The 10,747-nt window shown below is 62.6% G+C and carries 11 protein-coding genes; 3 read left to right on the forward strand and 8 right to left on the reverse strand.

Annotated features, from left to right (window positions below):
* The 6 genes from C484_RS00705 to C484_RS23325 all read right to left on the reverse strand — a co-directional run.
* Positions 1-1,032: UvrD-helicase domain-containing protein (locus tag C484_RS00705; protein ID WP_006824059.1), on the reverse strand; the 1,032-nt coding region annotated here is incomplete at its 3' end.
* A 3,298-nt stretch (positions 1,033-4,330) separates the two neighbouring features.
* Complete coding sequence (locus C484_RS25085; protein WP_049914937.1) at positions 4,331-4,819, reverse strand: 3'-5' exonuclease; 489 nt, start codon at positions 4,817-4,819, stop codon at positions 4,331-4,333.
* Positions 4,816-5,139 (reverse strand): hypothetical protein, encoded by a 324-nt coding sequence (locus tag C484_RS00735; RefSeq protein ID WP_006824065.1) that lies wholly within the window; start codon positions 5,137-5,139, stop codon positions 4,816-4,818. Before C484_RS00735 ends, C484_RS25085 begins: the two co-directional genes overlap by 4 nt.
* A complete protein-coding gene (locus tag C484_RS00740; RefSeq protein WP_006824066.1) occupies positions 5,136-5,597 on the reverse strand; it encodes a hypothetical protein in 462 nt (153 codons plus the stop codon). Before C484_RS00740 ends, C484_RS00735 begins: the two co-directional genes overlap by 4 nt.
* Complete coding sequence (locus tag C484_RS00745; protein WP_006824067.1) at positions 5,594-6,019, reverse strand: MarR family transcriptional regulator; 426 nt, start codon at positions 6,017-6,019, stop codon at positions 5,594-5,596. The genes C484_RS00740 and C484_RS00745 overlap by 4 nt, the downstream gene beginning before the upstream one ends.
* Before the next feature lie 117 nt (positions 6,020-6,136).
* The gene (locus tag C484_RS23325) at positions 6,137-6,274 is read right to left on the reverse strand and encodes a hypothetical protein (protein WP_160164213.1); all 138 of its coding nucleotides are present in this window, start codon (positions 6,272-6,274) and stop codon (positions 6,137-6,139) included.
* Positions 6,275-7,292: 1,018 nt separating this feature from the next.
* Here C484_RS23325 and C484_RS00760 point away from each other — a divergent pair.
* Together C484_RS00760 and C484_RS22740 are read left to right on the forward strand one after the other, a co-directional pair.
* Entirely contained in the window at positions 7,293-7,493 is a 201-nt protein-coding gene (locus C484_RS00760; protein WP_006824070.1) for a hypothetical protein, read from the forward strand.
* 630 nt (positions 7,494-8,123) lie between these two features.
* Complete coding sequence (locus C484_RS22740; protein ID WP_152422635.1) at positions 8,124-8,330, forward strand: MarR family transcriptional regulator; 207 nt, start codon at positions 8,124-8,126, stop codon at positions 8,328-8,330.
* Positions 8,331-8,618: 288 nt separating this feature from the next.
* Here the strand turns inward: C484_RS22740 and C484_RS00770 are convergent, their stop codons facing one another.
* Complete coding sequence (locus C484_RS00770; protein ID WP_006824072.1) at positions 8,619-8,885, reverse strand: hypothetical protein; 267 nt, start codon at positions 8,883-8,885, stop codon at positions 8,619-8,621.
* A 350-nt stretch (positions 8,886-9,235) separates the two neighbouring features.
* Positions 9,236-9,883, reverse strand: a complete 648-nt coding sequence (locus tag C484_RS00780; protein WP_006824074.1) for a hypothetical protein — start codon at positions 9,881-9,883, stop codon at positions 9,236-9,238.
* Positions 9,884-10,054: 171 nt separating this feature from the next.
* Between C484_RS00780 and C484_RS00785 the strand changes: the two genes are divergently transcribed.
* Entirely contained in the window at positions 10,055-10,489 is a 435-nt protein-coding gene (locus C484_RS00785) for a MarR family transcriptional regulator (protein ID WP_006824075.1), read from the forward strand.
* Positions 10,490-10,747 lie beyond the last annotated feature (258 nt).

The raw sequence follows: 10,747 nt of genomic DNA on the forward strand, positions 1-10,747 counted from the left end.
GTCCATCGCCGCCACGCGACTGACGTCGTGCTCCGGCACGGGATCGGCGATCGGCACCGCGGCGTCGATAACGGCCTCGGGACAGCGCCGCGACTCTTCATGGTGGACGCCCTCGTCAGCGGGCGTGTCGACGAACTGTTGGGGTTCGGCCCCGCGGAAACCGTAGATAGCCTGGTGAGCGTCGCCGGCGAGGTAGATCCGGTCGACGACACCGGAGTCACGCCACTGCTCGTACAGCTGGTACTGTAGTGGGCTCAGGTCCTGAAACTCGTCGATGATGAGGACCCGACCGGGCGGATCGACGTTGTATTCGGTCGCCTTGCGGACGTAGTCGTCGTCTTGTATCAACTCATTTCGCTCCTTGAAGTCCTCCCACGCCTGCAGCCCCTCGAGGGTCTGGGCCGGCGGGAGGTCGACGTCGATCGGGGCGCGATAGTATTGGTCGAGTGGCCACGCCTTCGATCGAACGTAGTCGTACAGCGCCATGAGCCGGTTTCCGGTCGCGACCGTCGTGGGCTCGCCCGACCGAAGCTCCTCGATGAGGTCGCGCTCCTCGGTATCGTACTCGATGTGGGGGTACTCGGTCCGAAAGAAGTACTCGAAGTACTCCGCATCGTCGTTGTTGGTCTTCCGGATCAGGAGCTGACCGTCGTCCTCGGGCTTGTTGCGGTACTCGAAGATGTCCTCCGCGAGGCACTGCGAGAGTGCGGCCCCGTGGAGCGTACGTACACGATCGTCGACGTCGTCCTCGTCTGCATTGTNCTCGAAGATGTCCTCCGCGAGGCACTGCGAGAGTGCGGCCCCGTGGAGCGTACGTACACGATCGTCGACGTCGTCCTCGTCTGCATTGTTGTAGACGACGTGCAGTCGTTCCGACGCCTCTGTCCGGGCGCTTCGCGTGAACGTCAGAAACGTCAGGTCATCCAGGCTGGGGTTGTGCTCCTCGGCCTCCTCGTGTGCGAACTGCAGGAGTTGATAGGTCTTCCCACTCCCCGGAGCGCCGATCAACTTTTTAATTTGTGCTGTAGTCATCGCAGCCCCTCCGGTTTCTCGTCGTCATCGTCGTCGACGACTTCATGCGCGCTCTCGAGCGTGTGGGGTGTGACGTCGGCGCTGATCGGCCAGANTGACATCGTCAAAGTCTTCGCGCTGCTGCCACTCGACGACCTTCTGGCCAGGGATGCAGATCGCGTCGTCGTCCCCGTCGAACTCCGGCCAGTAGTAGCCGTTACGCGACGACCACGAGAAGCCCTCCTCGTCGGCCCAGACCTGCATGGTCCCGGCCCAATCGAGGAACTTGTCGATCGCGGCGTCTTTGAGGTGGTCGGGGTCGCGCTCTTTCGTGTCCTGGATGTTGAGCCAGTACTCGACGAGGTCGAACCACTCCTCGGCGTCGATCTCAATCTTCTTGTAGAACGTCGCCAGGTGCTTGTTGCGAAACGTGCCGGCGTTCGCGTCGTTGAAGTCGCCCTGGTCGAACGTGATGTCGCGCGGTCCGTCGACGCTGCTGTCTTCGGGCGGGNTGCGAAACGTGCCGGCGTTCGCGTCGTTGAAGTCGCCCTGGTCGAACGTGATGTCGCGCGGTCCGTCGACGCTGCTGTCTTCGGGCGGGGGCATCGTGACGACCCACTCGGCCTCGTCAGCCGCGGGGTAACAGACCCCCTTGACGGTCCGCTGCCGCAGGCCTTTCTCGCGAGGCGACCGCATGGCTGCCTCCCACTCGTCTTCGTTCTCGTGGGCATCGACACTGNGTTGCGAAACGTGCCGGCGTTCGCGTCGTTGAAGTCGCCCTGGTCGAACGTGATGTCGCGCGGTCCGTCGACGCTGCTGTCTTCGGGCGGGTGCATCGTGACGACCCACTCGGCCTCGTCAGCCGCGGGGTAACAGACCACCTTGACGGTCCGCTGCCGCAGGCCTTTCTCGCGAGGCGACCGCATGGCTGCCTCCCACTCGTCTTCGTTCTCGTGGGCATCGACACTGNCCTTGACGGTCCGCTGCCGCAGGCCTTTCTCGCGAGGCGACCGCATGGCTGCCTCCCACTCGTCTTCGTTCTCGTGGGCATCGACACTGGCCTGGTTGAGGGCGCTCTTAACGCCGTCGCGGATCGAATCCGGCTTCGCACCGGTCACGACATCCGCGATTCGGCCGGCGATTCGGCCGCGCTTTGTGCCGTTATTCCAGAACCCACGCTCCTGCTCTTCCGAGTAGGCGCGCGTTCCGTTCTGCTCGATTGCGACCTTAACCTGCTTGCCGTTGATCGGTAACAGGTGCAGCTCGATCCCGGCGCTTTTGACGACGTCGAACACCGGCCAGTCGGGGTCGCGCTCCCACGGCGGCGTGTAGTCATCGTCGCGCTGCGCGTAGTGGATCAGTGTGCCGACAGTAGTCGCACGTCGCTTGCCGGCGATCTCCTCCGAGCCGCTGGCGTTCCGCCAGATCCAGTCAATCGCATCGGAACTCGTCGGCTTCTCCCACTTCGGCGNCCTCCCTGCCGGTCTCATCGCCGCCCCAGTCGTGGACGGCGTACCCCATCTTGATCCAGTCGTCGTAGTGCAGCGACTTACTGACGTGTTCGAGCGCTTCCTCGATCTCCTCTCGTGTGAGGTCTCGGTTCGGCGTTTTGTCCGAGTGTTGTGGGGTGTTTCTCTCCGCCTCCCCGCCGCCGTCTTCCCCCCCGCCATTGCCACTGCCGTCCTGCAGGCGCGTTGCCTGCGTTGACTTCCCCATCGCGTCCTCGTAGGCCGGGTGCTGGTCGGCCGGTTTGGCGCTGGCCAGAACCGGCGCGAGCGTATCAGCCCACTCGGCCAGGTAGTCGTCGAGGTCGACCTTTTCCTCGGCGAGTCGCGGCAGTTCCGCAACGTAGGCGTCGACACCCTCCTGTCGCAGCACTGCGGCGGNGTAGTCGTCGAGGTCGACCTTTTCCTCGGCGAGTCGCGGCAGTTCCGCAACGTAGGCGTCGACACCCTCCTGTCGCAGCACTGCGGCGGTCCGGATGCCGCCTTTCAGACCGGCACCGAACTGCTCGATCGCGAGACACCCCCACCCCTCAAGGTCACCGTCGAAGTCGATCGGCGCGGGCTCGCTGTCTTGGACGACGTACACCGCCCGCCCGGTGTCCTCGAGGTNCCCCCACCCCTCAAGGTCACCGTCGAAGTCGATCGGCGCGGGCTCGCTGTCTTGGACGACGTACACCGCCCGCCCGGTGTCCTCGAGGTGCTTGAGCAGCGGGTCGAGGGGTTCGTTCTTGAACTGTGTGGTGACCGGCGATAGACAGGCGTAGCCGTTCTCGTGCGCGCGGAGCGCGTCCGCGACGCCCTCGGTGATGAGTACCGGCCCGTCGCGGCCGATTGTACTCAGCCCGTAGATCGGCTCCTCAACGTGGACGTAGTCCTTCGTGTGGGCCAGTTTCGTGTACTTCCCGGCCATGAAGTCCTCCGGGNCCGCGCGCCCGTCCCGGTCGAAGTACGGGAAGACATACCGGCCGTTCCAGAGGAGTTTGAGGTCCTCGTTGAACAGCCCGGTCCCGAGGATCGCGTCTTTCTCGTGGCCGCTGCGGAGTAGGAACTCGACCAGCTGGTCGCCACAGTTCGCTGGAACCCAACCGAGCCTCTTCTCGTCGACCGTCTCCGTGTCGAACTGACGGTCGTCTTCGAACCATTCTCGGGCGGTGGTGGGCCTGTCCGGGTGTTCGCCGGTCTCCGTGTGGTCGTTGATTATATCGTCGACGCGGCGGTGGAACCAGGTGATCGCGTCATCCAGTGCCCTGACAGCCTCCCCCTCGTCGTCGAGGTCGACGGCCGCATCGGGCACCGGTGGGGCCTCTGGCGGTGCCGGCGGNGATCGCGTCATCCAGTGCCCTGACAGCCTCCCCCTCGTCGTCGAGGTCGACGGCCGCATCGGGCACCGGTGGGGCCTCTGGCGGTGCCGGCGGATCGGGGTCGGGCTCCGGGCTGTCGTCGGCCGCCGTTCCACCGTCAGTCGCCGCCGGTTCATCGAGGAGGTCGCCGGCGATCTCCTTTGCCTCACCGAACTCCATGTCGTCTGGAAGGCTCCCCGTAACACGCCCGAGGAGTTCTGTTGGCGTGATGTCTCCCGAAACGTTCTCGAGTTCGCGCTTGAGCAAGCCGCGGACATCGTCGCTCATGCGCCGACCCCTCCCGAAACCGAGGCTGGGCGCTGGTCGTATTCGATACGCTGCTCGTCGTAATCGTTATTGTACTGGGTCTCGTACGCCATCGTGCTGGAGACAAACACCGGACTGCCTCGCGCTGAGGACGCGAGGGGTTCTGGTCCGGTGTTTCGCTGTTGTTGGTCAGTCTGTACTCCACCGTTAGAACTGCTGATAGGTAAAACTACGGACTCGGTCATAGGACCCCCTCACGCAGCGCAGTGACCAGGCACTCGGCCTGGTAGCGTGCGTCGTCGACGGCGTTGTGTTCGACACTCTCCTGCTCGTGGTCGGGCCATGTCGGCAGCGTCTCGCGACACGTCCGATAGTCACGCTCGGCCCAGAACTGCCAGGGCGGCTCCTCNCTTCGCCCGCTCCGCCGACGAACGCTCGCAGGTCGCCCAGCGCGGCCTCGAGGCCGTCACCGCCAGAGAGTTGGTCGCGCGCAGCGGCGGACTGGCCGAGCCACCACGCGAGCGTGTTCGCGTCGATATCGAGCCCGGCCTGCTGACAGGATTCGATATCGACCGAGACGAACAGTTCGTCGGTGATGCCCTCGGAGATCGAGAAGCGAACCGCTCCGATAGAGACGATCGCCGCCCCGGGGTCGGTCCCCAGGGTTTCGATGTCGATCATGACCCGCTCACTCATTGCGACCACCCGTAGGCCGCCTGATAGCGGACGTAGGCCTGTTCGCGCACGCCGCGGTCGTTGAGGTTGATGACCGTCACGACGACGTCGGCCCCACCGGCGTCGCGTTTGACTATCAACACACAGTCGCCATCGGGATGATACCGACCGCGCGCACCGTCTCGGGCCGAGGGGTAGTCGACCTCGACAGACTCACGCCACGCACGTTCGGTTGATCGGTCCGCGGCGGCGTTGCGCCGCTCGTTGTGCCACTGCTCGCGCCCGTGTTGCGTCCAGACGACCGGCACTGTATCGCACTCGCCGCTGCTCTTGGCGCTCATAGTCCCACCCTGTGGCTGGCCTGTTGGGCAGCCGCCCTCTCGGCGACGAGCTGGTATAGCGGGATCCGCCCGTCATCGTGATTCGCGACGTCCTTGAGTTCGCCGGCTTCGCGCAACTCCGAGAGGCTGTTCCGCGTTTCCTTCTCGGACAGAAGCGCCTCGAGTTGGATGTCGCGCCGGGAGAGGGGTCGCCCGGCCTCACGGAGCACACGCCGGACGGCCTCTATCCGCTCTTGGACCGCCTGTTCTTGTCTCACCGACCGGCATTTGCCGTGCTCGGAGGCAGCCGTCTCGCCGCTGCAGTACGAGCAGGTGTCACGATCGTCGGTAAACGACGAGCGGGAGCGCTCGACGGCGTCGCGGTCGGATGCACCGAGAACCCAGCAGTCGGGGTCGGTGTGGATCGCTGTGGGGTCGCTGCGTCGGGGGAGGACGTAGACGGGCTCCTCGCCAGTCATAGGCCCACCCCGCAAGTCCCGATAGCGAAGCCAGTGAGGAGCACGAGGCCAACGAACACGGTTGCGATACCGATGAGTGCTGGCGTCGAGACCTGGCCGCGGGATGCACGCGCGGGCGTGAACGCCCGCGATTCCATCTCGTCTTCTTCCTCGACAGTCACTGGATCTCCGAGTGCGTGGTATTTCGGCGCGTTATGATTCTCGACATTCGGCCGCATCTCGGCCAGCCCGGCGTCTCGCAAATCTGACAGCGCGCGGGCGTGGGTTCCGCGGGGGATGCCACATTCGTCGATCAACTCGGGAGCGGTCAGGTCGCCATGCTTGTGCAGCACCAGCCAGAGGGTTGTCCGCGACTCGGGCATCGAGGCTAACTCGACTGGGACATGGCTCACATCGCTAATGTCCTGTGGGCCGACCTCCATCAGACGGTCACCCCGTTCGACCGTTTAGGGTTGACNGGCCGCGCGAGTGGCCGTATTCGATTCCGGACGGCCCGAGAGTCACGTTGCAGTTACAGACCGGGCAGACGAACTCCGGCATCAGTCGTCACCCCGCTCACAGCAGTCGCAGTCGTCAGAGATCTCGAAGTCGACGAACAGGAGGACTGCCCACACCCACAGGACTTGCGGGTAGCCGTAGTGCATCCCAGCGATGGTGACGACGACGTAGCACGCCACGTAGCCGGTGACGGCCGCCGCGGTGGNCCCACAGGACTTGCGGGTAGCCGTAGTGCATCCCAGCGATGGTGACGACGACGTAGCACGCCACGTAGCCGGTGACGGCCGCCGCGGTGGCCCAGCCGGATGCGCTCATGCCTCACCTCCGTCGCGTTTGTTGGGGGTGGTAGTGGGGCACTGGTCGGACCGTGGCCCGCCCGCCGGCGATCGCCACGCGCTCGCCTCTCCATCGCCGATTGCGTCGGGATCGGTCTCGAGCAGTAGGTCGTGAAGCTCTTTGGTGTCACCGTCGTGGGAGTGACGCTCAAACTCGCCAGAGCAGACCTTGCAGTGCTTGCGGTGACTCTCGACCAGGGACCGCTCTTTGGATCGGACTGTCTCTGCCCTCTCCAAGCGGNGGCAATCCTCGTCGGTGTGGAACCGCGGTCGGCTACCGCTTGCCCCCCGATTTGGAATCACAAAAACGGTTTCGGCTGCCATCATCGCGCATCCTCCAGGCTGATGAAACAGTCGGTGATGATGTGCTCGCTCGGATGGGCGCCGTAGATCTCGATCCCGCCTGACGGGAGCGGCCGCGCATCGGGGAGTTCGGGCCCCTTACTCCCGCTTTCGCTATTGCGAACAGTATTTAATATATCAATACTATAACTCTCGTGCGGGCAAGTGTTGCCCGTGTGGCTATCGTGGTTCATGGTTACCGAAGTGACCGCGGTGGCCGGCTGCCTGCGCACCCGGGATTGGATTGGACCCTTGTGNTGACACGCCTCACGAATCCAGCCCGACTTCGAGTCCCCATACTCGAGCCGGTCTTCGATCTCCTCATTTTCGTCTGTGCCCAGAACAACGGAGACGTCTTCTGTCCCGCTCGTGCTGTTTGATTCACTACTCATGCCACAACACCTACTTTGAGTTGCTGCCTATTAACCTTTGTGTCACCGAGTCGTCTCCACACAACACCACCGTGGCACCTCGGCTTTGTACCCGCATACTTATATGGTGCCGTGGCCATGTTGCCACTATGGGAGAACGCAAAGATGTCACGGTCCCGATGGACGAAGAGTTTGTTGAGGAGATCGAGGCCCAGCTCACGTACGGCGACTCTCGCGCGGGCTGGATTCGTGAGGCATGTCAGATGCGTCTTGACGGGGAGTTCGACGAGTCCGACGATACCGACACGAGGCCTCGAACCGACGGTGGTCGCGTTGCTGCGCTTAACTGACGACGCTTCTTTTCGCGGATTTCTGTGGTAAACCATCCCCATAGTCGTTACCTTGTGAAAGTTCGGCATACGGGCACATAAATGTCCGTTAACAGGGTAGTGGAAGTGAAAGTGGTCGTGCCTGGTAGTTGCGACCGATATCGTGCATCTGTCGGTGGGTTTTGACTGTCGTGGGTGGCGAACCCTCACGGAGACCCTACCGGTCTGATTCGTGGNAGTTGCGACCGATATCGTGCATCTGTCGGTGGGTTTTGACTGTCGTGGGTGGCGAACCCTCACGGAGACCCTACCGGTCTGATTCGTGGTCGGTCTGTCTGCGTGACCAGTCAACATATCCGAGACGTGTCGGTTTGAGTAGCATAAGCTTGTTCCCTCGTATGAGGTCAGTAACAACCCATACGGGGTGTTTACGGTCCCAATTGTAATGTTCCAGAGAGGTTCAATAGGGTTATGGGCGACTCGGGCAACGACCAAACAGAGATGCATCGGCAAGTCGATTGGATGACGGCTGCCGATGNTCCAGAGAGGTTCAATAGGGTTATGGGCGACTCGGGCAACGACCAAACAGAGATGCATCGGCAAGTCGATTGGATGACGGCTGCCGATGTGCGGGTCCTTGAGTTTCTACACATGGCTCGTGACACGCGCGGCAACCCGTCGGTGCAGTCCCCGCGGACAATCTCGAAGAACACGGGGCACGACCGCAAGTACGTCGGCCAGCGCTGTCGGCACTTGGTCGACCACGATCTCGTCGAGAAAGTCGATACTGGATTCTATCGACTAAGCAATCGCGGCTGCGCGCTGATGGATGGCTCTCTGCGTCCGGAAGACCTCTGAAGAACAGACTGCTCAAGCGCCGAATACTCGCTCGTATGCCGTGCCTACGGCCCGGTGGTAACCGATGGGGTAGTCATTTGTGGGGTGGGACGAAGGTTTCCCCCAGGCAATCGGCGCACTCTTCGACGCCGCCTGGCCCTGCCATAACGGGACCGCGACCACAGATACACATTTTCTCGCCGTCGATCGTCTCATCGGGCAGTGTGTACCTGTCGCGCCGCCCGCAGTCATCNNTTCCCGTATCTCTTGTGCGTCCGTTTTCGGAGCGGCTTATGTGTCATATTAACCTCACACTCGGTTAGATCGCTTCGCGCGCCTCCATGCAGTCGTAGGTTGCCCGTCACCGCGTTCGTGGTACTCGACGTTCCCACTCGCCTCTCGGCGGTCGTCACGCGGCTCCGGTCGGCTGTCGTTCATGACCTTCTGGGTGAACTCGTCGCGCTTGGCTTCGAGTTCGTCGATCACGCCCGCGGGCGCGTCAACGGCGATGGCACCCTGTAGCGCCTCGCGGGTCATCTTGAGCCGGCGCTCGGCGAATGACAGGTCGTCTCTCATGCTGCGAACACCGCGATTAGGACGCCAGTCGCGAGGTTCACCGCGCCCAGATAGACGATCGCCGCAGCGCCGCGGCGCGTGATGCCGTGCGACCGCATCACTGGTCACCTCCGCCGAGCCGTGGGCCGCCAAGTGGGGAGCGCCATCCCACGGTCGCCGATGGTTCGTCGCCGTCGACCGACCGCGACACTGCGAGCTCGCGAAGCGCCTGGNGGGCCGCCAAGTGGGGAGCGCCATCCCACGGTCGCCGATGGTTCGTCGCCGTCGACCGACCGCGACACTGCGAGCTCGCGAAGCGCCTGGACCTCTTCGGTTTCGCTTGCGTCGGCGTCCTCGACGAAGCCCTGCATTTAGATCGCCCCCATGAGCGCGCCACGCGCGGTTTTGTAGAGGTGCTGGGTTTCGAACCCCCCGTCGACTCGCGATTGGACGAAGTCGATCCAGTCGTTGACGCTCTTGTGGGTCGTTTCGAGATCGTAGTTCTGCGCGACGGTGCCCTCCTCGACGACCAGGATATGCTCGTCCTTGGTGCGGTAGATGTGGTGCGCTCCGTCGGCGTCGACGCCGATCAAGATGTAGTCGTCGCGTGGGTCTTTGCGTTCACTGGAAGGCTGGGGTGCGGCGACGCCGCCGTCGGTCATGGCGATTCGAGGCTGACCTTCGGTGATGTGCTCGCCGAGCTGGTCATCGAGTTCGTCTTGGTCGAAGTCGGCCGGGATGTGCCGAATACCGGTGGCGAACATCACTCTGTGGATGTGTTTACAGACCTTTCCCCGGTGGAGGTGGTCCGCGCAGGTACATCGCGGTTCGTCGCCACCGAGATCGACCGCGTATGACTTGCCACTGCTGCTGACGACTTCGTACAGGCTCGGGTTGTCGGCAACTGCGCCTTGGTCGTCGAGCGTGGACATGACTTCGGTGAGCGCGCGGATTTCTCGGTCGGAGAGCGATTCGATCGATGCGTTTTCGTCGGTCGCGTGCGTTTGCGTAACTGCCATAGATTTTGGCACGGTCTGGCGCGCTGGAACGCGCCGGGCTTTTGCGCCCTGTCCCGTGCTCAGTTACAACAACGGGTGCCTCACATATATAACTAACGGATAGTTAGAACGGGCGTTAGCTATTAGTAGTTGTAGGGAGCATTTACTATCGTGAGTGCGAAACAAGACTCAATGACACTCGAGCCGAGACAGTTGAATGACGCTGATAACGACATCCTTGACTTCATGGCCGAGGAGGACGACCGGGTGAACCCGAGCTACGTCGCCAAAGAGACGGGGCACAGTCGGCCGTACGTCAGCCAGCGGCTGAAACGAATGAAAGAACACGGGCACGNTGACGAGCACCCGTGCCCCGAGTGTACGCGTCAGTTCCCGCTTCGTAGAGTATTGTACAGGCACATAGACACGCAACACGAGGGCCATGACCAGCCGCCGTGGCGCGATGCGGAGTTGGTTGAGTCGCTCTACAGGGACGATGAGCTCAGCACGTTGGAGATTGCAGAGGAGTTTGGCTGCTCGTCGTCAACAGTTACGAAGTGGATGGACCGGCATGGNCCGGACGAACTGTGCGACGAGGGTTGGGTACGCGAAAAGCACTATCTTTAAACAACGAGAGAATCCCGCCCTTTAGGGCGGGCGTGAATCGTGTCACTTGATTTCGCAGCCGCCGCTAATCGGCGGAACTGGATTCCATACGTTCGTCGATACAACCTCTCACGAGGCTGGATAGGTTGATGGGGTTTTCGTCGATCCATTCGACTTGATCCTCCCGAATCGTTATTTGCTTCCGCTCCATCACGTCACGCTACAACTCCGCAATGTATAAGTGTGGCGGATGTGTATAGATGGGTATGGCAGAGGAGG

Origin of the sequence: Natrialba taiwanensis DSM 12281, assembly GCF_000337595.1 — an archaeon.
GTDB classification, from domain to species: Archaea; Halobacteriota; Halobacteria; order Halobacteriales; family Natrialbaceae; genus Natrialba; species Natrialba taiwanensis.

What these genes read in the sequence shown, in the direction of transcription:
- C484_RS00735 (WP_006824065.1), bottom strand. Translation starts at nt 5,139, where the DNA reads ATGAGCGCCAAGAGCAGCGGCGAGTGCGATACAGTGCCGGTCGTCTGG.
- C484_RS00740 (WP_006824066.1), bottom strand. Translation starts at nt 5,597, where the DNA reads ATGACTGGCGAGGAGCCCGTCTACGTCCTCCCCCGACGCAGCGACCCC.
- C484_RS00745 (WP_006824067.1), bottom strand. Translation starts at nt 6,019, where the DNA reads ATGGAGGTCGGCCCACAGGACATTAGCGATGTGAGCCATGTCCCAGTC.
- C484_RS00760 (WP_006824070.1), top strand. Translation starts at nt 7,293, where the DNA reads ATGGGAGAACGCAAAGATGTCACGGTCCCGATGGACGAAGAGTTTGTT.
- C484_RS22740 (WP_152422635.1), top strand. Translation starts at nt 8,124, where the DNA reads ATGGCTCGTGACACGCGCGGCAACCCGTCGGTGCAGTCCCCGCGGACA.
- C484_RS00770 (WP_006824072.1), bottom strand. Translation starts at nt 8,885, where the DNA reads ATGAGAGACGACCTGTCATTCGCCGAGCGCCGGCTCAAGATGACCCGC.
- C484_RS00780 (WP_006824074.1), bottom strand. Translation starts at nt 9,883, where the DNA reads ATGGCAGTTACGCAAACGCACGCGACCGACGAAAACGCATCGATCGAA.